Source organism: Parenemella sanctibonifatiensis, from assembly GCF_002250565.1.
Classification (GTDB): Bacteria; Actinomycetota; Actinomycetes; order Propionibacteriales; family Propionibacteriaceae; genus Parenemella; species Parenemella sanctibonifatiensis.
On record NZ_NMVJ01000010.1, the window covers coordinates 206898 to 229034 of the forward strand.

Here is a 22137-nt window from a genome sequence, read left to right on the forward strand (position 1 = left end):
GCCTATCCGTGACGCAACCCGGTGGAGTTTCGGTTCAACGTGTGATCAACGCTCTCGATCGTTGATCCGAGCATCGCCCCGGTCGCCTCGTCATGAGGGGGCGGGGCGATGGTCGAAACTGGACGGTCCTCGCCTCTGGCAACGTTGCATCACGATGCTAGCATGATTGATATCAGAGGAGGTGGTCGCCGATGTCATCCATCATCGTTCGCGGTCTCGACGATGCCGTGAAACAGCAGCTCGCCGCGCAGGCGAAAGAGCATGGTCGGTCCATGGAAGCCGAGGTTCGTGCCATCCTGACCAAGGCTGCACGCAGGCCGCACATCGGCATCGCTCTGCTGGCGGCCGCGCAGGATGTCGGCGGAGTCGAAGAGCTGTCGATGCCTGTGCGCGATGACGTCGCACGGGCGGTGGACTTCGAGTGATCATTCTCGACACGAACGTGATTTCGGAGATCTTTCGACCGTTGCCTGAGCCACACGTGGTGGACTGGCTCGCGTCCCTGGAGGGTGACGTCGCGATTGCGGCCGTGACGCTCGCGGAACTGTTGGCGGGTGTGCGACGTCTGCCGGATGGTCGGCGCAGAGATGAACTGACCAGACGCATCGACACTGCGCTCGCGCCGTACCGGGGCGGCCGTGCTGTGCTGCCGTTCGACGACGTGGCGGCCGAACGTTACGCCGACGTGCTCGTGGCTCGAGAAAAGGCGGGAACTCCGATCAGTACCGCCGACGCGCAGATCGCCGCGATCTGCCTGGCGCACGGAGCAACCTGCGCTACGCGCAATGTGAAGGACTTCCGGCACACCGGCGTAGAACTGGTGGACCCGTGGAAGGTCGATGCGTGAAGCATCATTCGATCGAGATCTCACCCATCCGGAATTCACTGAGGCCGATCTGCGTGAGCGTCGACAACTCTGCGGGCGAGAAGGTCGCATCGATCACCCGCTGAAGATCGCGTGACCGGGGGACGAACTGTCTTCGTGGATGCGGTCAACGACAGCGAACAGGCACGGCAGACCTGGCATGCTGCGGCGGCGGGCAATGAGTCACGTATCGACTCGTGTTCCTGGAGATCAGCGATGCGCCGGAGCACGAGTGGCGGGTCGCCCACCGGGATCGCGGCCTCGCGCATGCCGGCGAACCGACCTGGGCGGACGTGCAGCATCGCCGTGACAGCTTTGCCGCTTGGTCAGATGCCGTGTGGAGGTCGACTCAGGTGAGCGGACTGCCGACGAGGTCGCGGATCTCCTCGTGACACTGCTTGGCTTGCGGTGACGTGTCCCAACGCTGATGGCTGCCTCGATCTCCGCCACCACGCCGTTGGCCAGCGGCCCGCGCTCGCGGAACCACTCTTCGGGGTGGTCGCCGACCCACTGCTGGTTGAAGTAGATGATGTAGTGTGGCATGCCTCCATTGAACTGGTGGCCAGGCGGAATCGGACAGTCGGGGTGGGGGTCACCGCGACACACGGGAGTGACATGAGCGGGCGGACTGACGAGGCCCTGGTGGCAACCCTGCGCGAGGCGTACGCCCGGTCGACGATGGTCGGCTGGGACTTCGCCAGGCTCGGCGATCGGCTGACCTCGGATGACCCGTGGTGGGACTTCGAGGCGGACTGTCGCTCGGCGATGGCGCAGGCGCGACGGATCCTCGACATGGGGACCGGCGGTGGTGAACGGCTGATGCGGCTCCTCGACCAGATCGACGCCGATGACCGGCAGGTCGTGGCGACCGAGGGATGGGAACCCAACCTCGGAGTGGCACGGGACACGCTGGCCGCACGTGGTGTGCAGGTCGCGTGGTACGACGCCGAGCAAGGGGAGCCGATGCCCTTTCCCGACGGTCACTTTGACCTCGTGATGTCGCGACATGAGGCGATCGATGCCGGCGAGATCGCCAGGGTGCTGGCTCCCGGCGGACGATTCCTGACGCAGCAGGTCGACGGTCGTGACGCCGAGGAGATCCACAGCTGGTTCGACGAGCCAGTGGTGTATCCGAAGGTGACCTCGCGGCACTTCGCCACGGACCTGGCGGCAGCGGGCCTGCGCGTCGAGGTCACGGATGACTGGCGGGGGACGATGGAGTTCGCCGATGCGGAGGCGCTGGTGACCTACCTCGCACTGGTCCCCTGGGATGCGCCGAACTTCACGGTCGATGCCCACGCCGAGCGGCTCGTGTCGCTCGCGGCAAATCCGCCCATCCGAGTCACCCAGCGCCGATTCCGGGTGTACGCGAGCCAGCTCGGGCTGGGCGGGGAGCCTCCGGCCAAGGGATGACCATCGACGGCCGGTCGACTCAGGCATCGGGCAAAAACGCCTGCAGCAACTGATCGAGGACCCGATGGGCTTGACTCCGAACCGGTTCGGTGGGGTTTTGGGCAATCCAAAGCGCCGCTTCGTTCATGGCTCCCGACAACAGCGCGGTGGTGGCGTCCAGCAGTTCCTCATTGACTCCGACGGCCGCTAGAGCCTCCCGCAGGTGGGCTGCCGAGTTCTCCGAGTCCAACCGCCGCCACTGTTCCCATCCGATCACGGCGGGCCCGTCGACCAGCAGGATCCGCGCCGCCGAACCAGTGGTGATGGCGTCCAGGAAGGCGTGCGACCCAGCGATGAGTTGGTGGGTGGGATCGGCGCCAGCCCCCTCGGCTGCGCTGACCACAGCAGCGGCGACTTGAGTCTGGAGCGCGGTAGCGACAGCGCCGAACAGGCCTGCCTTGTCTCCGAAGTGGTGATAGACCGCGCCTCGCGTCACGCGGGCTCGTCGTGCGACGTCGCCCAAGGACACCCCGGCGTAACCGTGGTCGCCGAAGAGTTCGCTGGCGGCGGCCAAGACCTGCTGGGCGGTTCGTGCGGCGGCGGCCGCGGTGGCTCGAGCCATCCCTCTTCCTTTACGTACGGACTGTATGTATCGTGTTACGTACACATTGTATGTAAGGAGATGCCATGGCCACCACCAGCTTCTATCCCGTCCTCATGAGTCAGGGCGTGGCCGCCGCTGCTGCCTTCTACCGCGACTTCATCGGCTTCGAGACCACCTATGACTCCGATTGGTATGTCAGCCTGCGTCTGGGTTCCTTCGAACTGGGTCTGGTCGCCGGCGACCACGAGACCATCCCGGAGCTCCATCGTGCGGCGCCGCGAGGGGTGATCCTGAACCTCGAGGTGGACGATGTCGATGCCGTCCACGCGCGATTCATGGCAGCCGGCCTGACTCCGGTCCTCGAGCTTCGCACCGAGGACTTCGGCCAGCGTCACTTCATGATCGTCGGCCCCGATGCAGTCCTGCTCGACGTCATCCAACCTACCCAGCCCACCGCCGAGTTCGCCGACGCCTACCTTCAGGCGTGAAGGCGAGGGCGCCACTCCGGTGAGGAGTGTGTGCTGACGTTGATGACGGCGCCCGCGCTGTCGCGGCAACGCACCGGTTGTGCGCGGCGTGCGTCGGCGGGTGTCCTGTGGACGCCCGAAGTTCGGGTGCGGCCCAAGCTCCCACTGCCTAGGGTCGGGGGAATGATCACGATGAGCACTCCGACCGTGGCTGAGTTGCCGCGCATCATCGACGCGGTGGAGTCGTGGCAGCGTGATGGCCTCCCGGTCCAGGTGCATCCGGGCGATCTGGGCTGGTATCAACGTTTCGGGGCCACCGGCCTGGCAGCGGCGCTGCGGATCTGGTGCCGAGACGACGAGATCGTTGCGGTGGGGTTCCTGGACGAATCCGAGCTGATCCGGATGGCGATCGCGCCGAGCGCCGCTGACGATGACCAGGTCGCCAGCCGTATCGTCGACGACTTCACCGGGGAGCTGGGTGACGTGCTCCCGGCTGGGCGCGGCATCGTCGAGGCCCGGTACGGACCCGCGCTGCGCCACATGCTCAAGGACCGCGGCTGGGCCCTGGTCGATCCGTGGACGCCACTGGTGCGCGACTTGCGCCAGCCGGTGGAGCCAACAGCCTTGCGGGTTGAGCAGGTCGGGCCTGACCAGGCCGAGGAACGGGTGAGGATCCACGCCGCGGCCTTTCCCGGGTCGTCCTTCACCGTCGATCGGTGGCGCGAGATGGCGGCCGGCCACGCCTATCGGCAGGCGCGATGCCTGATCGGGTATGACCGCCACGGCGTCGGCGTTGCGACGACGACGGTATGGTCCGCAGGGGAGGGGCGTCCCGGGTTGATCGAACCGTTGGGAGTGCACCGTGAGCACCGCGGCCAGCGCCACGGAGCGGCCATCACGCTCGGCGCTGCTGCAGCGCTGCAGGAGATGGGCTGCTCGAGCGCACTGGTGGCAACGCCTGCCTTCAACACTGCCGCAGTGGCGACCTATCGGGCAGCTGGGTTTCACAGCAGCGCCGACGTACGCGATTTCCGCCGCCCCTGATCGGCGCCGGACTCACACCTCGAGCCAAGTCTCGAACTCCGCCAGCTTCTCCTGCGGGAACACCGCTACGTAGGCGCGCTCGGGCACTCGTTTGCGAAACCCCGTGATGAGAAATCCCTGCTCGGGAAACAGGACGTTGATGTTGCCGCGACCCTCGGGCGTCATGCCGAAACGGGCATCGTCGAGCCCTACATGGGGATGGATGATGCGGCGCGGTTGATCCATGGCTCCAGTATCGAACCGGCGGGGTCGAGGGTCAGCCCTGCGGAGCGGCATATCGTCCCGGTCCGGGGACTCGCAGTGTGATCGTCTTGTCCAGCAACTGACGCATCGGCGCGTCGCGGTGGCCGGGGCGGTTGCCGGCGCGGCACCACTGCACCTGGGCATTGAGGACCGGCAGAGCCTGCTGCGCGGTGAGCGTGTCACCGGCGACGGGCGGCACCGAACCCCCCCGTAGGGGCTGTTGGTCGCGGACAAGCTCACGAGATGACTCAGGGCCTCCCATTGCTCCGCGGTGGAGGGCGCGATCAGGGATTCGTCGATGCTCATCCGCGTGAGGGCCCGCCCCTGTCGACCCACTAGCGCTGCCCAGATGCCGGCCTTGCTCGGACCCTCGAACTTCACCGCGGCGACGGAGGCGTACGCGACGGTGCGTCGTCGGGTGTGCAGCTCCAGCTGCTGGGGATGGAAGGTGAGACGAGGCAGCCAGAGCGGGATCACGGCAAAGATGGCACCGGTCAGCGGCAGGACGAACACCCCGAGCACCGGCTCGCCAGACCCGACGATGCCGATCAGCCCGACGACGGCGACGATGCCCATGCAGATCCAGTACCAGCGGCTCACGCCACGATTGCACCGCACCTGGTCAGGAGTGATGGGTGAGGACACCGCGCCAGACTAACGCGCCAGCAGACGTTCACGGCACGGGTGCATTGGGTCACAGGCCCAGGATCGAGATGGCGACAGTGAAGTACACCAACAGTCCGCTGGCGTCGCAGAAGGCACCGTGAGAGCCGCCGAAACTGCCAGCACCAGCAGCGGGATCGAACGTGGTCGAGTTCGTAGCCGACTGACATCGGGTGCTCCCTCACGCAGGGGTCATACCCCTTTCGCCGGACCAATCAGTCACCCTATCCGCTTCGTGCGCCAGACCGTGGCGGCCGCGGGCATCGGCCGGTCCCGGGGGCGGTGGCAGCGTAGGCAGGATCGCACCAGCCAGTACGCCGTAGGCTGGGCACCTCGGGGTGTCCCATGCTCCGGTGGAGCGGGAGGATCTCATGCACAACGACAGTGGTGCCCACCACGACCCCTACGACGGAGAACATTTCTGGGATCCGATCGAGGACCAGTTGCCGGCCTTCGTCGAGGTGCACCGCACGATGTTGCTGTCGGTGCTCGACGGTCTCACCGAGGACGAGGCCAGGCGATCTCTGGTGCCATCGAAGACGACGCTGCTGGGGCTGGTGAAGCACGCTGCCTTCGTGGAACGGGTGTGGTTCGAAGAGGCGCTGACGGGCGCGAATCGGGTCGAGCTCGGTCTGCCGGAGGACGCGTCGGAGTCGTTCGACCTCACCCCGGACGACACCATCGCCTCGGTGACGGCAGCCCTGTCCCACGCCGTCGACCAGTCCAGGGAGGCGGCCCGCGGCCTCGACCTGGACGCCACCATGCCGGGCAATCGCCGCGGCCCACTGCCGCTGCGCTGGATGTACCTCCACGTCCTGCGGGAACTTGCCCAGCACAGCGGCCACGCCGACATCCTGCGGGAGCAGATTCTGGCCGCGCGTACCACCGAGGCGTGATGGCCGAACACGAGAACCCCACCAGCGATCAGCCCAGGGATGGTCGGCGTGCCGAGCCGGTCTTCGTCCAGGTGGTGGCCCGTCCCAGCATCGGGGTGGAGGTCACCACCGGCACTGCCTGGGTCGGCGTGGATCGCCAGGTCGGACACGGGTCGGCCGACGCGCTCTTCGCGCTGATGCCTCACCAGTACGCCCAGGCGATGGCCGATCCCGAAGCGCTGTGGCCATTCATGCAGGAGTGTTGGCGGGGCGATCACGAGGACCTGCTGCTCCACGCGCCTGCGGGAGGGTCATTCCGACCTCGGCGCTGGCATCCGCTGCCGTTTCACTTGCTCGGTCGTCGCTGGGAAGGGGAGCTGTGGTGGTACGTCGCCGCCCTCGGGCTGCCCGAGTCTGCGGCCGCTGTCGCGGTCGCCCGTTCCCTCACCGACGCCGTCCGGGTGACCATGGCCGATGGGCGCATGGTCTCGGCCACAGTCGCCCTGACGGGGGCGGGTGCCCACCCCCGACCCGAGGCCCTCATCGGCGGGCTCGGGCTTGGCAGCGACCGGTCCGAGGCTCGACGCATCCTCGGTGAGCCCGTCGGGCCGGATCTGTACGCCGCAGGCTCGGCACGGGTTCGGCTCGAGTTCGGCCCGGCTGGCCTGGCCGGTCTCCACCTCACCTCGGCCCCGGCCGCGCCGGTGCCGACCGGGCCGCTCGGCGAGACGCTCGCGCTGCTGGGCGAGCCCGAGGCTGGGCCCCGCCATCGGGCAGCCGAGTCGGTGCTGGGTGGTCGTCGCGAGCGATGGATGTCCAGTTCTGCATCGTCGCGGCGGCTCCTGGTGCACGAGCGGGGCGCGTGCCTGCACATCGGTGACGGCCGCATCCTCGGGCTGGAACTGCCGGCGGCTGACCTCGCCGATGTCACCGGTTGGTCCCAGAATCATGACGAGGTGCGTGCCCTGCTCGGGGATCCTGTGGACAGCTACGACGGCGACGACCTGCACCTGTTGCCCGGCGGCGAGGTACTGGTCCGGTCGGCACCTGACGACCTCCCCGGCCCGCGCATCGACCTCGTTGCGCGTCGGCGCGGCACCAGCATCGCCAGCAGATTCTTCCGGTGGCGCTCGGGTGAGGTCACCGCCTTCCTCGACGTGTTGGGCCGAGGCTCCGACGACCCCCTCGTCGACCACGTCCGGGGGATCGCCGGGGTGACGGTGCGCGAGCGCGGCGGCGTCGTGGTCGCGGTGGACCTGGACGGCGCCGGCGGCGCGCTGCCGGCCCTGCTGGACGGCATGCCCGCCGAGCCGCGGCGCAGCGACATCCGCTTCGGGGCGCCGCGGCAGTACGGCCGCCGCGACGACCTGTGGGACTTCGAACAGGGCTGGATCCATGCTCGATCCGGCCGCCACGGCCGGATCGAGTCCGTCACGGTGTGCCTACCCGACGAACTGCCGTCAAGGCTGCACGTGCGTCCGTGGCGGTTCGGGCGGGACTCGATGGACGCCTGGCGAGTGCTGTCCTCGTGACCGACCGGCCCCCCGGCATGTCACGGTGAGCAGATGCGCGACTTCGATGAGTTGGTGGCTGAGGCCGAGGCCGGCACCTGATCGAACTGCGCCGCCCTGAGGAGCAGTAGCTGCCACGATGGGAGGCGTGGCGGGTGCAGCGCAACGGATGGAACGTGCGGCGGAGTGGATGGAGCGACACCAGGTCGCCCTGTGCCTGACCGCGCTGGCCCTCGGCGCCGGCCTCGGGCTGGGCCTGCCGAGCGTCGCCCGCCCGGCCGCCGTTGTCATCACGCCGACCCTGGCGTTGCTGTTGCTGGTCACCTTCGTCGGCATCCCATTCGCACGGATCGCCACAGCCTGGCGCAACGGCCGCTTCCTGGCGGTGCTGCTGGGTCTCAACTTTGTCGTCGCGCCGCTGGTGGCGTACGCCGTGTCGCGGCTGGTGGCCGATGACGTCGCTCTGGTCACCGGCGTACTGCTGGTGTTGTTGGCGCCGTGCGTCGACTACGTGATCGTCTTCACCGGGTTGGCCGGTGGGGACCGGGAAGGGCTGTTGGCTGCGACGCCGTTGCTGATGCTGGCCCAGATGGTGTTGCTGCCACTCCAACTGCGGCTGTTGGGTGGCGGCGCGGCGGCTGATGCGATCGCGTGGGGGCCGTTCCTGATGGCCTTCGTGGTGGTGATCCTGGTCCCGTTGCTGGCCGCGGGGCTGCTGCAGCTGGTGATCCCCCGGGTCACCTGGGGAGGCCGGCTGGAATCGGCACTCCAGGTGTCGATGGTGCCGTTGATGATGGCCACCCTGACCGTCGTGGTGGCCTCCCAGATCGGCGCGGTCGGGGCGCGACTGGAGGTGCTGCGGACGGTGCCGGCCTTCGTGGTCTTCGCGATGGTGATGGCGGTCCTGGGGTTGGCTGCGGGGCGGCTGGTGAAGCTGGACGTCCCAGGGCGGCGTGCGGCCGTGTTCAGTGGTGTCACCCGCAACTCGCTGGTGGTCCTGCCGCTGGCCCTGGCAATGCCGCCCGCGCTCGGGTCGGTGCCGCTGGTGGTCGTCACCCAGACCATGGTGGAACTGGTCGTGATGGTCGTGCTGGTCGGCATCCTCGGCAGGAACCCGGGGTCGGCGGAGGGTTAGTTACTATACAAACCTGTTAGTATAGTTTCCTCATCCCTTGCCCGTCGGAAGGAGCCGTGGTGCACGACCGTCGCTGGCTGCTGCTGGGGGCGGTGTCCCTGGGGCTGCTGCTCATCACCCTCGACAACTCGATCCTCTACACCGCGCTGCCCACCCTCACCGAGGAGCTGGGTGCGTCGCCGACCGAGAGCCTGTGGATCATCAACGCCTACCCGCTGGTGATGGCCGGGCTGCTGCTCGGTGCCGGCACGCTGGGGGACCGGGCCGGGCACCGGCGGATGTTCGTCATCGGTCTGGTGACGTTCGGCGTCGCCTCGATCGTCGCTGCCTTCGCACCCACGCCGGCGGTGTTGATCGCGGCCCGCGCCATGCTGGCCGTGGGAGCCGCCGCGATGATGCCGGCCACGTTGGCGCTGATTCGGATCGGCTTCCCTGATGCCCGAGAACGCAACCTGGCGATCGCGGTGTGGGGGTCGATCTCGGTGCTGGGCATGGCCCTGGGGCCGGTGCTCAGTGGTGTGCTGCTGTCGGCCTTCTGGTGGGGTTCGGTTTTCTTGGTCAACGTGCCGGTGGTGCTGCTGTCGCTGGCCGCCGTTCCCTTCGTGTTGCCGCCGAACGACGCGGACTCGAGCCGCCGCTGGGACCTGTCCTCCTCGGTGTTGGCGATGGCTGCGCTGGTGGGGTTGGTGTTGGTGATCAAGGAGATCGCCAAGCCCCAACCGGCGTGGTGGCTCGTTGCGGTGGCACTGCTGCTGTGCGTGGCGGGGGCGGTGTTGTTCGTACGCCGGCAGCGTCGGTTGGACGACCCGCTGCTGGACTTCTCGGTCTTCGGCAACGCGGCGTTCAGTTCCGGGATCACGGCCGCCGCGCTGGTGATGTTTGCCGTCGCTGGCGTACAGCTGATCACCACCCAGCGGTTCCAGCTGGTCGCCGGCTTCACCCCGCTGGAATCGGGGTTGTTGATGGCGGCGGTCGCCATCGGTTCACTGCCCACCGCTCTGCTCGGCGGTGCGGCGCTGCACGTCACCGGGCTGCGGATCCCGGTCTCGGGCGGGATGGCACTGGCTGCGGTGGGCGCGCTGGTCGCCGGGCTGTCGGTCAGCGGTTCGATCGGGCCCTTCGTGGTCGGGTTGGTGATCCTCGGCGCGGGCGTTGGTCTGGTCTTCGCCGTGGCCTCCACGGCCATCGTGGGCAACGTCGTGCGCCAGCGCGCCGGCATGGCCTCGTCGCTGGAGGAGGTGTCCTACGAGTTCGGGAGCCTGGTCGCGATCGCGCTGGTGGGAACGCTGATGACCACGATCTACAGCGCTACCGTGATTGTGCCGGCCGGGTCACCTGCCGAGGCGGCCGAATCCATGGCGGCCGCGGCCCACGTCGCTGCCGGCGACCCGGTCCTGTTGCGCGCCGCCGGCGCCGCCTTCGATCTCAGCTATCGCGTCATCGCTCTCGGCATCGCCGCGCTGCTGGTGGCGGGATCGGCGATCACGGGCTGGATGCTGCGCGCCCACGGTCCCCGGACGGAATCCACCCTCGCCGAAGTGGCCCACTGACAGGAGCAGCATGCGTCCCAGCAACCGGTCCCGGATCCTCGAGGCGGCCATCCGGATCATCGACCGCGATGGCATGACCGCGCTCACCTTCGATGCGGTGGCAGCTGAATCCGACCTCACCCGGGGTGGGGTGATCTATCACTTCGAGTCCCGTGAAGCCCTGGTGCTGGCCATCCACCAGCACGTCGCCGAGCAGCGGCTGCTGGCGTACGTCCGGGCCTGCGCCCAGCCGCCGCAGCGTGCCCACGTACGCCTGGCGCTCGAGCCGACGCCGGAGTCGCAGGCGGTGTGGCGGCCGATCTATCAGGCCTGGTTGCCCGACGGCGACCAGGCTGGCGGCGAGCGCACTAGGGCGCTGACCTTGGCGCGGCTGGCGGCCGATGGCCTGTGGCTGCACGAGGCGCTGGCGGCGGACCCGATGAGCCAGGCCCAACGTGAGGAAGCGGTGCAGGCGATCGAGGCCTTGGTGCGCGACTCGACGTGAGCGGGCTCGCTGGGGCGAGGCCGAGCGAGGCGATCGGCTGGCTATAGTCCACCTCAGATGCTGTCGAAGGGGAGGGCATGGGGCGCAATGACGAGTGAGACCACTGTGACGGGGGACAACGTCGGCGAGGTCCACCTGCGGCCGTTGCGGCTGGGTGACGCGCCGGGCGTCCTGGCCGCATTCGGATCTGATCGGGACATGGCCAGGCAGGGTGACGTGCGGAGCCTCCACGATGCCGAGCTCTATGTCAGTGCGCTGCTGGACGACGCGGCCAGGTGGCCGTGGGCGGTGGTCGAGGAGAATCGGATCATCGGACTGGTGTGCGTCGACGTCGACGCGGTCAACCGCAGTGGCTGGTTCTGGTACTGGATGCACGCCTACTGCCGCGGCCGCGGCTGGATGGGGCGGGCCGCCGCAACGGTCGCGGAGTGGGCGCTGACCGAGGGCGGGCTGGAGCGGCTCGAACTGGAGCACCGGGTCAACAACGCCGCTTCCGGTGCCGTGGCGCGCGCGGCCGGCTTCGTCAAGGAAGGCACGTTGCGCAGCAAGCTCGTCATGGACGGCGAGCGGGTGGATGTCGATGCCTACGGCCGACTCGACACCGACCCCGGACCGGCGTACCAGCCCTTCGAGATGCGGCACCAGCCGCAGTCGGTGATGCGCTGACCGCGGGAGCGGCAGCGGGCTCTTTGCACGCAAGGTGGTGCCTGAGCCCCTGACCCGCCAGACTGCAGCCATGAGCAACGGTTCTGCTGCATCACCGATTCTTCGAATTCAAACCATCAGTATCTCCGTGGTCGGCGCGGTCGCCGTCCTCTGTTTCTTGGTCTCGCTGGTCACCAGCGGCGACCTGTCGGCAACCTTGGGCACGGTCGCCGCGGTGGCGGCCGGCGTGTGCGCGGTCATCGGCGTCTCCTTTGCCATGACGGGAGGCCTGCGATGACGCCGCTGCTGTGGGGCATTGTCATCGCCGGCGCGCTGGCTGTCATCACCTTCGTCGGCTCGCTGATCGTCGGCCTCACCAAGGGGTTCCGGGAACCGCTGGCCCGCCGACTGCTGACCACCGCTGCGAGCCTCGGCATTGTGTGCGCCGTCTTGGGGATGGTGCTCAGCTTCACCGGCGGCTGAGTCCTTCAGTCCTGCGCACGGCAGCGGCAGGTGAGGCCGATGCCGTCGAGGATGGCGCCGATCTGGGCGCCGATGTTGGCGTCCGAACGCCCATGGATGAGGGGAAACCGGTCGGCGTCGACGGACTGTGCACGGAGCTGGTCCGTGCCCGCCTCCCAGCCCTCGGCCACCAGCGCCGCGCTGCCGTAGAACCAGCCCATGATCAGGTCGTGTCCGTCGCGTGGGTCGATCCGACCGCCCCGGCACAGGGTCATGAGGGTCTCGCTCAGCTCGAAGGAGTGGTGACCCAGCACCGGCTGGTGGTGCAGCAGCGCGATGATGCCGGGCTCGGCGAACAGCTCGCGGGCGCGGTCGGCCAGCGTACGGATGGCGCAGCGGGGGCAGTCCGCGGGCAACAGGTCGAGTGGCGACAGGCGTCCGAGCGCCTCGTCGGCAAGGGTGTGCCACAGCTCCCCGAGGTCGCGGAAGTAGGTGTAGAGCGCGTTCGGTGCGACCCCCAGGTCGGCGGCGATCATCCGCAGTGACACGGCCGCCGGGGTGCCGCGGTCGGTGAGGAGCCGGTGGGTGGCCGCCTTGATTCGCTCGGCGTCAAGATTGCCTCGTGGGCCCCGCTTCATGCCTGACTCCTCTCTTGACCCCGGTCGCCACCCAGCATAGTATGTACACCGTACAGATAATTTGTACAGTGTAGAGGCGCAGCAGAGGGGCCCGATCGTGTCCGATCCCACCACACCCATCCGAGTCGATCTCCACGCCGGATCCGCGCGGCCACCTGAGGTCATCGGTTACGTCCTCGCTGCCACCGCCCTGTGCGCCGTGGTCGCCAGCCCGGTGCTGCTGGGCGTGCTGTCGATCGAGTACGCCGGCGTGATCGTCCCGCTGGCGCAGCTGACGCCGACGCTGATCGCGCTGATCTTCTGGGCCGTGCTGCGGCCGGGACGCCTGTCCGCGGCCCTGGCGCTGAGATGGTCCTGGCGTGGCGTGGGCTGGGGTCTGGCCGCTGTCGCGGTGGTGTCCGCCCTGCAGTTCCTGCTCGGGCTGACGCTCGGCTGGCAGATCCGCGGCAGCGACCCGATCCTGACGGCCGCCATCGCCGTGCTACCCCTGCTCCTGCTCCAGTCGGTCTTCGCGATCGGTGAGGAATTCGGGTGGCGCGGTTGGTTGGCCAGTCGGACCGCATCATGGCCGTTCTGGACGGCGGCGCTGGCCGGGTCGCTCGCCTGGGTGATGTGGCACCTGCCGGCGTTGCCGATCGTCACTGCCGGTGGTGGTTGGCAGGCCGGCCTCGCCTATCTGGCCTCGATCGCCTCCTGGGCGCCGTTCCTGCTGGCGCTGCGAAGGCGTACCGGGTCGGTCTGGGCGGCTGTCATCACGCACGGTGCGCTCAACAGCCTGCGGGTCTTCTTCCTGCAGTCGATCGCCGATGCCGGCGGCGTCGATTGGGCTGTCGAGGCCATCGGTTGGTTGCTGTGGCTGGGGGCGGCCTGGCTGCTGATGCGCCGGACCTCGGACACTGCGTCACGCGACGCGCACTGACCCGCGGGACCGCACCAACCGACGGCGTGCAGGCCCTACCATGGCGGCATGCCGCGCCCCCATTTGCCGTCGACGGGGCTGCGCATTGCCTACGTCTCCTTGCACACCTCACCGCTGGCCTCGCCGGGGCAAGCCGACGCGGGCGGGATGAACGTGGTCGAGGTGCATCAGGCTCTCGCCCTGGCCGAGCGCGGCGTCGAGGTCGATCTGCTGACGCGCCGCTCTGAGCCCGACCCGCCGGACGTTGAGGATGTGGCACCGGGCGTACGCCTGCACCGGCTGCCGGCCGGGCCGCCGACCCCGCTGACGAAGGCGGAGACCGATGACACCATCGAGCCGTTCCGGGAGCAGCTGGCCGCCTTCGTGGACCGGCAACGGCCCGATGTGCTGCATTCCCACCACTGGTTCTCCGGGGTGGCGGCGTTGCCGGTGGGGCGGGGCGCGGGGGTGCCGCACGTCCAGTCCTTCCATTCGGTCGCCGCGCCCGCCGGCTCGGGCAGCTTGGCCGCCGGCGAACCCGCCGAGTCACCACGCCGGATCGTGGGGGAGCGGACCGTGGCCGACGGGTCTGACCTGGTCGTCACCGTCTCCGAGGCGGAGGCGAGCACTGTGCGGGCGCGGTATGACGTCGCCGCCGACCGACTCCGGGTGGTGCGGCCTGGTGTCGACACCGATGCCTTCCGGCCGTTGGCTCCGGGCGAGCGCCCCGACCGACCGCCCTACCTGTTGTTCGCCGCGAGGCTGCAGCCGTTGAAGGCGCCGGATCTGGCTCTGCAGACATTGGCGTTGCTGCCGCAGCCCCGGCCCGACTTGGTGTTGGCTGGCGCCGCTTCTGCGGACTTCGCCGCGTACACCGCCGAGCTGACTGCCTTGGCCGAGACGTTGGGCGTACGCCAGCAGGTCACCTTCGCCGGCTCCCAGTCCCGAGCAGAACTCGCCATCCTGATGCGCGGCGCCGCGGTCTTCCTGCTGCCGTCGTGGTCGGAGACCTTCGGGCTGGTGGCGCTCGAATCAGCCGCCAGCGGCGTTCCTGCGATCGCGTGGCAGGGAGCAGGCGGGGTGGCCGAAGCAATCGGCGACGCGGGAATCGTGCTCGCCGACCGCGACCCGGCGGCGTGGGCCGGCACCGTGGCGGCGCTGCTCGCTGACGAGACCCGGCGCCGCGGGTTGGGACAGCGGGCCCGGGCCTGGGCCGAACACCACACTTGGCGGCGGGTCGCCGAGGACCTGCTCGAGGTCTACGCCGAGCTGCTGTGACCTGCCTCTTGGGCCACGAGTCAGACCCTGGTGCTTCACTGGCCCCATGCCTGAACTGCCCCTGACCGGACGAGTCGCCCTGGTGACCGGCGTCAGCCGCCGGCGTGGCATCGGCCATGCCATCTCACGGCGGCTGGCCGACCTCGGCGCATCCCTGGTGGTCCATGGCTACCCCGCCCACGACGCCGACCAGCCGTGGGGCGCCGACGATGCGGACGCGGTCACCGCCGAGCTCCGCGACCGCCTCCACTCGGACGCACGGGTGGTCGTCGAGTCCGGTGACCTGGCCGACGCCGACGAGCCGGCCCGCCTGATGGCCGCCGCGACCGAGGCCGTCGGCCACGTCGACATCCTTGTCTGCAACCACGCCCGCAGCGGCGGCGACGGCCACCTGGCGGTGATGACGCCGGCGATGCTCGACGGGCACTGGCAGGTCAACGCGCGGTCCACACTGCTGCTGACTCAGGCCTTCGCCGCCCAGCACGACGGCCGCCCCGGGGGTCGGGCGGTCTGGTTCACCTCGGGGCAGGGCCTCGGTCCGATGCCCGACGAGATCGCGTACGCCACCTCCAAGGCCGCCCTGGCCGGGATGACAGCGTCCGTGGCGGCGTGGCTGATCGAGCGCGGTATCGGCCTCAACACGGTCAACCCTGGCCCCGTCAACACTGGTTATCTCGATGACGACACCCGTGACCGACCGCAGGAGGCCCTGGATTGGGTGCGGTCTCAGTTCCCGCAGGGCCGGGTCGGGAAGCCCGATGATCCCGCCCGCCTGATCGCCTGGCTGGCCACCGATGATGCGCGGTGGATCGTCGGCGAGGTGATCAACAGCGAAGGTGGCTTCCGGCGCGGCTGAGGCTGCCGGTGGGCGCACCGACTACGTTGTCCCGGAACCGGTGCGGCTGCCCGGAGCATCGCAGCGACGAAGTCCCGCGATCCACGGGATCGCGCCTCGGAAAGGGAACACCATGCGCAAGGTGCTGGCTGCAGTCGTTGGTCTCGTCACGCTGCTCACGTCAGGGTGCTCGATCTTCGATCGGTCCAACGAGGTGGTCGCGTGGGCGCAGGAGCAGCCCGGCGTCACCGAGGTGACCCACGAACCGATCAAGGAGACGCTGTTCGGGACCCAGAACGGCATCCTGCTGATCGTCTCTGTCGACTCGATCGACACGGCGAAGCGCTTCCTCGGTGACTATCGGGCGTACGCCGATCAGGCCGACGGCTTCAAGATCTGGCGGGTCCGGATGACGTGGCCGGTCGACGGCGGCCGCGCCGGACTCGCGACCGGGACCGCACCGGACAACGATGAGCTGCATTGGCAGCTGGCCGCCGCGCCGCTGCCGCTCGGCGTGACCGGCCGCTGGGTCGAATACAACCTGAGCACCGGCGCCGACCCGATGACCACCTATGTCTATGAGGTGGACGACGTCGGCGAATTCGCGGCCGAGGCGAGTGCGGCGATCGCGGGCCAGAGCGTGACCCGCTACGTCGTCCGCGACGGCGCCGGCAACGAGACCCTGGCCAACAGCACCGAAGACCTGCGCCAGATCGGGCGTACCTTCCTGACGCTGCGTGAGGCGGGGCTGAGCGGCATTCTCGACGGAAAGACCGTGACCCTGCCCGATCCGGAGGCCGTGGCCCGGGGCACCGAAGCCATCGGCGCCCGCAACAGCATCGGCCTGGTGCTGTCGGCCGAGACTGGCCACTTCACCACCACGCCCTCGCCCGAGATTGCCGCTGCGGTCCGCGCCGTGCTGCCGTACGCCGACCAGGGACGGACCCGGATTGCCGACGGAGAGGTCAACTTCGAGTCCCACGAGCTCGACGCCTGCCGGCGCTGGCTGAACCCGCCCGACATTGACCTCCTCATCACCGTTTACTGCACCGCCAATGACCACCGCTTTCGGGCCTCGATCATGGCGCCGGAGCAGCTGGCCGAGGTCGGGCCCGGGATCGAACAGGCGATCAAGGCCCGCACCCGGATGATCCAGCTGGGCCCAGAGTCGATCCAGCTCACCGTCGATCGCGGGACTGACCTCACCGCCGCGTTCACCGCGATGCGGGGGACCTGGTCCAGCGGCACCCGGACGGTCCACCTGATCCGGGACAAGGAGTCGGTCCACTTCACCAGCACTCCCGACGGCACCGGCCAGAACCCCACCGCCAACCGCACCAACCAACCGCCGGAGCCGGGCTCGGTGGAGGCAGAGTTGCTGGCGGCTTGGGACGCCACGGCCTGAGCCGCCGCAGGGTCGGGCGGCTAGCCTGAGCACCATGCCTCAGCCTGTACAGCCGCCCCGGCCGGAGCGCCGCGAGACCACCCGCAGCCACCACGGCGACACCGTCATCGACCCATACGAATGGCTGCGCGACAAGGACAATCCGGTTGTGATCGCCCACCTCGAGGCCGAGAATGCGTACGCCGATGCGGTCACTGCCCATCTGGAGCCGGTCCGCGAGGCGATCTTCACCGAGATCAAGCGGCACACCCAGGAGACCGACCTGTCGGTGCCGGTCAAGGACGGCGACTACTGGTATCTGACGCGCACCGCCGAGGGGCAGCAATATCCGACCATGTCCCGGCTGCCGGTCACCGATCCCGACCAGCTGCCGCAGCTGGTGCCCGGCGAACTGCTGCCCGGCGAACAGGTCATCCTCGACTGCCCGGCGCTCGCCGAGGGGCAGGCGTTCTTCAGCCTCGGCGGCATCGCCACCTCGGTCGACCACAGCCGGCTGGCGTACGCCCTTGACGTCGCCGGCGACGAACGTTTCGACGTCGTCGTCACCGACCCGGCCACCGGTGAGACCGTCGATGACGTCGTCACCAACGTCGGCTACGGGCTGGCCTTCAGCCAGGACGCCTCGGTGGTGTTCTACACCCGCGTCGACGATGCCTGGCGACACAACCAGATCTGGCGCCACACGATCGGACAGCCCGCCGACACCGACACGCTGGTGCTGCGCGAGGACGACGAACGCTTCTCGCTCGGCTTCCAGACCTCCCGTGACGGCCGCTGGCTGACGGTGATGTCCGGTTCCACCACCACCGCGCAGTGGTGGGTGCTCGACTTGGCCACCCCGCACGCCGAGCCGGTCATGGTGGCCGAACGCCGCGACGGCCTCGAGTATCGCCTCGAGGTCGCCGGCGACGAGCTACTGGTCGTCCACAACCTGCGCCACGAAGGCTTCGAACTGGCCCGGGCTCCGTGGGGCACCTCCACCCCGGAGCATTGGGAGACACTGCTGGTCCCCGAACCGGGCGAACGTTTCGACACCGTCGACCACTTCGACTCCGCCCTTGCGCTGACGTTGCGGTCCGGTGGCCTGGCTGGCGTACGCATCATCCCCGCGGGGGAGGAAGGATGGCGGACTGACGCGACCTGGGACATCGGCGCCGACGGCGAACTCAACACCATCGAGCTCGACGAAAACCGGGAGCCGGCCGCGACCCGGATCCGGTATGAGCTCACCAGCCTGGTGGTGCCGCCGACCGTGTGCGAGGTCGACCTGGCCACCGGCGAGTCAACCGTGCTGCGACAGACCCCCGTGCCCGGCTACGACCCCGGCCACTACGTCGAACGTCGCCTCTGGGCCACCGCCGAGGACGGCACGCAGATCCCGATCTCGCTGGTCGCCCGCGCCGATCTGACCCCGGACGGCCGCAACCCGGGCTTCCTCTACGGCTACGGCGCCTATGAGGTGTCGGTGGATCCGGACTTCTCCGCCAGTCGGCTCTCGCTGCTGGACCGCGGTGTCGTCTACGCCATCGCCCACGTCCGCGGCGGCGGCGAGCTGGGCCGGGCTTGGTATGAGGGCGGCAAGTTGGACCGTAAGAAGAACAGCTTCAGCGACTTCGTCGCCTGCGCCAACGCCCTCGTCGAGTCCGGCTGGGTGGCGGCGGACCGGTTGGCCGCCGAGGGCCGCAGCGCCGGTGGTCTGCTGATGGGGGCGATCACCAACCTCGCGCCGGAGCGATTCCGGGTGGTGTTGGCCGGGGTGCCCTTCGTGGACGCGCTCACGACGATCCTGGACCCGAGCCTGCCGCTGACGGTGGGCGAATGGGAGGAATGGGGCGACCCGCTGCACGATGCCGAGGTGTATGCGTACATGAAGAGCTACAGCCCGTACGAGAACATCGCCGCCACGCACTATCCGGCGATCATGGCGACCACCAGTCTCAACGACACCCGGGTCGAGTTCGTCGAGCCGACCAAGTGGGTGGCGCGGCTGCGCGACACCGTCACCTCGGACCAGACCGAGCGGCCGATCATTTATCGCTGCGAGATGGTGGCCGGCCACGGCGGCCGGTCCGGCCGTTACGACCGGTGGCGGCAGCGGGCCGACGAACTCGCCTTCGTCCTGGACCAGATCGGTGCGGTCGACCTTCCCAGCAGCGATGTGCTGGGCGCCGCGGGGCAGCGATGAGCGGGCTGCCCACCGGTGGCGTGGTCGTCATCTTCGGTGGCCGCAGCGAGATCGGTCTGGAGGTGGCCGTGCGGCTGGCACCCGGGCGTACGGTCGTGCTCGCCGCCCGGGAACGGGATGACGAACCCTTCCTGGCGCAGGAGGTGGCCCGCTGCGAAGCCGCGGGTGCCAATCGGGTCGCGACCGTGGCCTTCGACGCCGACGACACCGTCCGACACCCTGCGGTGGTGGACGCCATCGAGGCCGAGCACGGACCGATCGACATTGCCGTGATGGCGTTCGGGGTGCTGGGCGACCAGGACAGGGCCGAGAACGACCACCGCGAAGTCGTGCGTGTCCTGCACACCGACTTTGTTGCCCAAGCCAGCCTGTTGACCGTGGTCGGCACCCGGATGCGGGACCGCGGCCACGGCAAGCTGGTGGCGTACTCCTCGGTGGCGGGCGTACGCGTGCGGCGCGCCAACTATGTCTATGGCTCCGGCAAGGCCGGCCTGGACGGGTTCGCGACCGGGATGGCCGATGCGTTGCACGGCACCGGCGTCAGCCTGCTGGTGGTGCGGCCCGGCTTCGTCATCGGCCGGATGTCGGCGGGCATGAAACCCGCACCCTTCTCGAGCACTCCCGACCAGGTCGCCGACGCCACGGTCGCGGCATTGGCAGCCGACAAGGCTGATGTCTGGGTGCCGTGGCAGCTGCGGGTGATGTTCGCGGTCGCGAAGCTGGTGCCACGCCCCGTCTGGCGGCGGATGCCCCGCTGAGGTTCAGAGCTGGCGGATGACCCGTGCCGGGTCGCAGACCGCAATCACTGTGGCGCGGGACCACACGTAGTCGCGGTAGTCGACGCAGAACGGGGCCCGGACGTGAACGACCTCGCACCCCCAGCCAACACTTCGCTCACCACGAACCCGAGCTCATGCCGCCACCACCGCCGCCGATGGAGATGCCGCCACCGCCGAAGCCCGAGCCACCCGAGCCGAAGCCGCTGCTGCCGCCCCAGCCGGAGGTGTCGGGCGCCGGCGGCTCGGGAGTCGTGGCCGAATGCATCGAGTGGGTGAAGCTGTTCCAGATCGCGTAGTTCATCCAGAAGTTGCCGGTGCCGCTGTACCAGTAGGGCTCCTGGTCAGAGAGCCGTCCCAGGTCCACCAGCTGCTGGCAGATCTTGGTCCACCGCTCGGTGAGACCGAAGACGATCGCCCACGGGAGGTACTTGGAGTAGATGTCCTCGCCCTCCTCGAACTTCAGCTGGTTGGCCTCAGCCGTCGACAGATAAAGGCGGAAGCCCTCGATCTGGTCGGTGAGGGCACGGCCCACCGCCGTACGCTGGCCGCGCTTCTTCGCCGCTCGATAGACGCTGTAGGCCAGAATCACTGGGATCGCGATCGCGGCGGCGGCCAGCAGGACATTGAGTCCGGCACCGCCGATGAAGTTGTAGCCAAGGATCAGCAGGATCGCGATGCCGCCGAAGCTGGAGCCGCGCCGGGCCGCCTTTGACATGCTCAGCGACTTGAACCAGCCGGCCTTGTCCACGGTGGCACGCACGGCCTCGGACATCTGCTCGTTGGCCGAATGCAGAGTGTGACTTTCGAGGCTGGCCTCGGTGCCGGGGCCGCGGTTGTTGAACAACGCGTTCAGCAGGACTCGTTCCTCGGGCCGATCGGCGACGTTGCGGTCCACCAACGTCACCTGCTTGCGCTCCGGATCCAGCCGCAAGGCACCCTTCACCGCGAGGGTGACCAAGGTGCCGGTGATTTCAGTAACATCCCACTGCCCGTCCTGCAGTAGACCGGCCTCACCGACACTGATCGGCGGCGGGGAGAAGGCCACGGGGATTTCGAGGTTGCCCGGGTCGCGGCCGACCTCGGCCTCCTCCGGGTTGGGCGGGATGGTTCCGGGAGGGGCGCCCAGGAAGCGCTCGTCCTTCAGCCAGTACTTGCGGGCCAGGCCGACGACGGCAGCGGCGATGGCGGCGACCACCGCGAACAGGCCCCCGATGATGGGCCACTCGACCGACGACAGCGACATGCTCTGGTCGCCGTTGGGGGTGTCGGCCGGGATCAGGTTGGGCTCAGCGTTCTGGATCGACCCCAGCGGGTACTGCGCGGCCAGGGTGATGCCCTCGTCGTCGGCGAGGTTGCTGTTGGACACCGTCACCGTGGTGCCGGAGAAGTCGAACTGGTCGCAGTCGGTCTGGGAAGAGTCGCTGCCGCGGACGCAGCGCAGGTCCTCCACCGGGGCCGAGCTGGGCGATTCGACGGTGATGGTGGAGCTGGCGATCGCCGGGTTGCCGCCGGCGTACAGGGCGTCGTAGTAGAACTCGATGCCCTCGTAGGTGGTGAGCAGCCCGTCAGCCTCGTAAGTGATGGTGTACGTGACCGTGTCGGACTTGATGGTGCGGTCCGGGTCACCGATGCGCAGCCGCAGCCAACCGGCGTGGTCACCGTCGGGCACCTCGGTCTTCGACAGCTTGGTGCTGACGTTGTCCGGAGAGCTCACATCGAAGTTGGAGTAGTCGTAGGTGCGGTCCTGGTCGCTGGAGCCGCCGCCACCGCTGGGGTCGTAGGGCTCGCGGATCGGCAGCCGCATCTCCAGACCGTGACGGCCCGAATTGGATCCGAACCGCAGCGTGACGTCCATGGTGACGTCAACGGTGCCGTCCTCCTGGATCGCGTAGGTGAGGTCCAGATTCTCGTAGAGGTCATCGGACTGGGCGTACGCACTGGGCGCCGCCGGCACGAACAGGCCCAAGGTCAGGGCCAGGGTTGCCAGCAGCACGCCGACCCAGCGGGCCGTCGTCGGCATCCCGGGTCGGCCCGTCGGCGGGGTCAGTTGGCGGGCGGCGGGCACGTCAATCGTCGGCGGCATGGGGCCCAGTGTAGTGGCGTGGCGAACCAGCCACCTTGGGTGAAGGCCGTCCCACGATCCACGCGGCCGCGTCCCATCATCTACGCGTCCGCCGCC

General features: G+C 68.9%; 24 protein-coding genes. 19 read left to right on the forward strand and 5 right to left on the reverse strand.

The genetic code is table 11. From position 1 onward, the window contains the following. Positions 1–191 precede the first annotated feature (191 nt). The 3 genes from CGZ91_RS12785 (at position 192) to CGZ91_RS12800 (ending at position 2278) form a co-directional block, all read left to right on the forward strand. Complete coding sequence (locus CGZ91_RS12785; RefSeq protein WP_094455700.1) at positions 192–425, forward strand: FitA-like ribbon-helix-helix domain-containing protein; 234 nt, start codon at positions 192–194, stop codon at positions 423–425. After that, positions 422–847, forward strand: coding sequence for a type II toxin-antitoxin system VapC family toxin (locus tag CGZ91_RS12790; RefSeq protein WP_094455702.1), 426 nt, complete (start codon positions 422–424; stop codon positions 845–847). Before CGZ91_RS12785 ends, CGZ91_RS12790 begins: the two co-directional genes overlap by 4 nt. Positions 848–1480: 633 nt before the next feature. Further along, complete coding sequence (locus CGZ91_RS12800) at positions 1481–2278, forward strand: class I SAM-dependent methyltransferase (RefSeq protein WP_094455706.1); 798 nt, start codon at positions 1481–1483, stop codon at positions 2276–2278. Between the two features lie 19 nt (positions 2279–2297). On the opposite strand, the gene CGZ91_RS12805 is transcribed toward CGZ91_RS12800, so the two are convergent. Then, complete coding sequence (locus CGZ91_RS12805; RefSeq protein WP_094455708.1) at positions 2298–2879, reverse strand: TetR/AcrR family transcriptional regulator; 582 nt, start codon at positions 2877–2879, stop codon at positions 2298–2300. Positions 2880–2944: 65 nt separating this feature from the next. Here CGZ91_RS12805 and CGZ91_RS12810 point away from each other — a divergent pair, with 65 nt between their 5' ends. Beyond that, positions 2945–3349, forward strand: coding sequence for a VOC family protein (locus CGZ91_RS12810; RefSeq protein ID WP_094455710.1), 405 nt, complete (start codon positions 2945–2947; stop codon positions 3347–3349). Positions 3350–3520: 171 nt separating this feature from the next. Further along, the gene (locus CGZ91_RS12815) at positions 3521–4372 is read left to right on the forward strand and encodes a GNAT family N-acetyltransferase (RefSeq protein WP_094455712.1); all 852 of its coding nucleotides are present in this window, start codon (positions 3521–3523) and stop codon (positions 4370–4372) included. A gap of 12 nt (positions 4373–4384) precedes the next feature. Here the strand turns inward: CGZ91_RS12815 and CGZ91_RS14100 are convergent, their stop codons facing one another. Continuing rightward, positions 4385–4597: a hypothetical protein gene (locus CGZ91_RS14100; protein ID WP_144276904.1), complete on the reverse strand. Its 213-nt coding sequence runs from the start codon at positions 4595–4597 to the stop codon at positions 4385–4387. Positions 4598–4628: 31 nt separating this feature from the next. Continuing rightward, positions 4629–4814 (reverse strand): hypothetical protein, encoded by a 186-nt coding sequence (locus tag CGZ91_RS14105; protein ID WP_144276905.1) that lies wholly within the window; start codon positions 4812–4814, stop codon positions 4629–4631. An 835-nt stretch (positions 4815–5649) separates the two neighbouring features. Between CGZ91_RS14105 and CGZ91_RS12825 the strand changes: the two genes are divergently transcribed. The 8 genes from CGZ91_RS12825 to CGZ91_RS12855 all read left to right on the forward strand — a co-directional run bounded on the left by CGZ91_RS12825 (position 5650) and on the right by CGZ91_RS12855 (position 11961). After that, complete coding sequence (locus CGZ91_RS12825; RefSeq protein WP_094455716.1) at positions 5650–6174, forward strand: DinB family protein; 525 nt, start codon at positions 5650–5652, stop codon at positions 6172–6174. Then, on the forward strand, positions 6174–7685 hold the full coding sequence (locus CGZ91_RS14390; protein WP_094455718.1) for a hypothetical protein: 1512 nt from the start codon (positions 6174–6176) through the stop codon (positions 7683–7685). The genes CGZ91_RS12825 and CGZ91_RS14390 overlap by 1 nt, the downstream gene beginning before the upstream one ends. Before the next feature lie 127 nt (positions 7686–7812). Beyond that, the gene (locus CGZ91_RS12835; protein WP_229116618.1) at positions 7813–8799 is read left to right on the forward strand and encodes an arsenic resistance protein; all 987 of its coding nucleotides are present in this window, start codon (positions 7813–7815) and stop codon (positions 8797–8799) included. Positions 8800–8858: 59 nt separating this feature from the next. Next, a complete protein-coding gene (locus CGZ91_RS12840) occupies positions 8859–10349 on the forward strand; it encodes an MFS transporter (RefSeq protein WP_229116619.1) in 1491 nt (496 codons plus the stop codon). Between the two features lie 10 nt (positions 10350–10359). Further along, positions 10360–10833, forward strand: a complete 474-nt coding sequence (locus CGZ91_RS12845; protein WP_094455722.1) for a TetR/AcrR family transcriptional regulator — start codon at positions 10360–10362, stop codon at positions 10831–10833. A gap of 87 nt (positions 10834–10920) precedes the next feature. Beyond that, positions 10921–11499, forward strand: coding sequence for a GNAT family N-acetyltransferase (locus CGZ91_RS12850; protein ID WP_094455724.1), 579 nt, complete (start codon positions 10921–10923; stop codon positions 11497–11499). A gap of 70 nt (positions 11500–11569) precedes the next feature. Continuing rightward, entirely contained in the window at positions 11570–11776 is a 207-nt protein-coding gene (locus CGZ91_RS14115; RefSeq protein WP_144276906.1) for a hypothetical protein, read from the forward strand. Further along, entirely contained in the window at positions 11773–11961 is a 189-nt protein-coding gene (locus tag CGZ91_RS12855) for a hypothetical protein (protein WP_094450869.1), read from the forward strand. The genes CGZ91_RS14115 and CGZ91_RS12855 overlap by 4 nt, the downstream gene beginning before the upstream one ends. A 5-nt stretch (positions 11962–11966) precedes the next feature. Here CGZ91_RS12855 and CGZ91_RS12860 read toward each other — a convergent pair whose 3' ends face one another. Beyond that, positions 11967–12578, reverse strand: coding sequence for a TetR/AcrR family transcriptional regulator (locus tag CGZ91_RS12860; RefSeq protein WP_179229362.1), 612 nt, complete (start codon positions 12576–12578; stop codon positions 11967–11969). 97 nt (positions 12579–12675) lie between these two features. Here CGZ91_RS12860 and CGZ91_RS12865 point away from each other — a divergent pair, with 97 nt between their 5' ends. The 6 genes from CGZ91_RS12865 (at position 12676) to CGZ91_RS12890 (ending at position 19937) form a co-directional block, all read left to right on the forward strand. After that, positions 12676–13497: a type II CAAX endopeptidase family protein gene (locus CGZ91_RS12865; RefSeq protein ID WP_179229363.1), complete on the forward strand. Its 822-nt coding sequence runs from the start codon at positions 12676–12678 to the stop codon at positions 13495–13497. A gap of 48 nt (positions 13498–13545) precedes the next feature. Next, positions 13546–14754 carry a glycosyltransferase gene (locus CGZ91_RS12870; RefSeq protein WP_094455728.1) on the forward strand — a complete coding sequence of 403 codons (1209 nt, stop codon included), beginning with the start codon at positions 13546–13548 and terminating at the stop codon, positions 14752–14754. A 46-nt stretch (positions 14755–14800) separates the two neighbouring features. Next, positions 14801–15610, forward strand: coding sequence for an SDR family oxidoreductase (locus tag CGZ91_RS12875; RefSeq protein WP_094455730.1), 810 nt, complete (start codon positions 14801–14803; stop codon positions 15608–15610). Positions 15611–15722: 112 nt separating this feature from the next. Further along, entirely contained in the window at positions 15723–16994 is a 1272-nt protein-coding gene (locus CGZ91_RS12880) for a hypothetical protein (RefSeq protein ID WP_144276907.1), read from the forward strand. A 34-nt stretch (positions 16995–17028) separates the two neighbouring features. Beyond that, positions 17029–19179 (forward strand): S9 family peptidase, encoded by a 2151-nt coding sequence (locus CGZ91_RS12885; RefSeq protein ID WP_094455734.1) that lies wholly within the window; start codon positions 17029–17031, stop codon positions 19177–19179. Further along, complete coding sequence (locus CGZ91_RS12890) at positions 19176–19937, forward strand: SDR family NAD(P)-dependent oxidoreductase (RefSeq protein WP_094455736.1); 762 nt, start codon at positions 19176–19178, stop codon at positions 19935–19937. Before CGZ91_RS12885 ends, CGZ91_RS12890 begins: the two co-directional genes overlap by 4 nt. 136 nt (positions 19938–20073) lie before the next feature. On the opposite strand, the gene CGZ91_RS12895 is transcribed toward CGZ91_RS12890, so the two are convergent. After that, entirely contained in the window at positions 20074–22041 is a 1968-nt protein-coding gene (locus tag CGZ91_RS12895; RefSeq protein WP_179229364.1) for a DUF2207 domain-containing protein, read from the reverse strand. Positions 22042–22137: the final 96 nt, after the last annotated feature.

What these genes read in the sequence shown, in the direction of transcription:
- CGZ91_RS12785 (WP_094455700.1), top strand. Translation starts at nt 192, where the DNA reads ATGTCATCCATCATCGTTCGCGGTCTCGACGATGCCGTGAAACAGCAG.
- CGZ91_RS12800 (WP_094455706.1), top strand. Translation starts at nt 1,481, where the DNA reads ATGAGCGGGCGGACTGACGAGGCCCTGGTGGCAACCCTGCGCGAGGCG.
- CGZ91_RS12805 (WP_094455708.1), bottom strand. Translation starts at nt 2,879, where the DNA reads ATGGCTCGAGCCACCGCGGCCGCCGCCGCACGAACCGCCCAGCAGGTC.
- CGZ91_RS12810 (WP_094455710.1), top strand. Translation starts at nt 2,945, where the DNA reads ATGGCCACCACCAGCTTCTATCCCGTCCTCATGAGTCAGGGCGTGGCC.
- CGZ91_RS12815 (WP_094455712.1), top strand. Translation starts at nt 3,521, where the DNA reads ATGAGCACTCCGACCGTGGCTGAGTTGCCGCGCATCATCGACGCGGTG.
- CGZ91_RS14100 (WP_144276904.1), bottom strand. Translation starts at nt 4,597, where the DNA reads ATGGATCAACCGCGCCGCATCATCCATCCCCATGTAGGGCTCGACGAT.
- CGZ91_RS12825 (WP_094455716.1), top strand. Translation starts at nt 5,650, where the DNA reads ATGCACAACGACAGTGGTGCCCACCACGACCCCTACGACGGAGAACAT.
- CGZ91_RS14390 (WP_094455718.1), top strand. Translation starts at nt 6,174, where the DNA reads ATGGCCGAACACGAGAACCCCACCAGCGATCAGCCCAGGGATGGTCGG.
- CGZ91_RS12845 (WP_094455722.1), top strand. Translation starts at nt 10,360, where the DNA reads ATGCGTCCCAGCAACCGGTCCCGGATCCTCGAGGCGGCCATCCGGATC.
- CGZ91_RS12850 (WP_094455724.1), top strand. Translation starts at nt 10,921, where the DNA reads ATGACGAGTGAGACCACTGTGACGGGGGACAACGTCGGCGAGGTCCAC.
- CGZ91_RS14115 (WP_144276906.1), top strand. Translation starts at nt 11,570, where the DNA reads ATGAGCAACGGTTCTGCTGCATCACCGATTCTTCGAATTCAAACCATC.
- CGZ91_RS12855 (WP_094450869.1), top strand. Translation starts at nt 11,773, where the DNA reads ATGACGCCGCTGCTGTGGGGCATTGTCATCGCCGGCGCGCTGGCTGTC.
- CGZ91_RS12860 (WP_179229362.1), bottom strand. Translation starts at nt 12,578, where the DNA reads ATGAAGCGGGGCCCACGAGGCAATCTTGACGCCGAGCGAATCAAGGCG.
- CGZ91_RS12870 (WP_094455728.1), top strand. Translation starts at nt 13,546, where the DNA reads ATGCCGCGCCCCCATTTGCCGTCGACGGGGCTGCGCATTGCCTACGTC.
- CGZ91_RS12875 (WP_094455730.1), top strand. Translation starts at nt 14,801, where the DNA reads ATGCCTGAACTGCCCCTGACCGGACGAGTCGCCCTGGTGACCGGCGTC.
- CGZ91_RS12880 (WP_144276907.1), top strand. Translation starts at nt 15,723, where the DNA reads ATGCGCAAGGTGCTGGCTGCAGTCGTTGGTCTCGTCACGCTGCTCACG.
- CGZ91_RS12885 (WP_094455734.1), top strand. Translation starts at nt 17,029, where the DNA reads ATGCCTCAGCCTGTACAGCCGCCCCGGCCGGAGCGCCGCGAGACCACC.
- CGZ91_RS12890 (WP_094455736.1), top strand. Translation starts at nt 19,176, where the DNA reads ATGAGCGGGCTGCCCACCGGTGGCGTGGTCGTCATCTTCGGTGGCCGC.
- CGZ91_RS12895 (WP_179229364.1), bottom strand. Translation starts at nt 22,041, where the DNA reads ATGCCGCCGACGATTGACGTGCCCGCCGCCCGCCAACTGACCCCGCCG.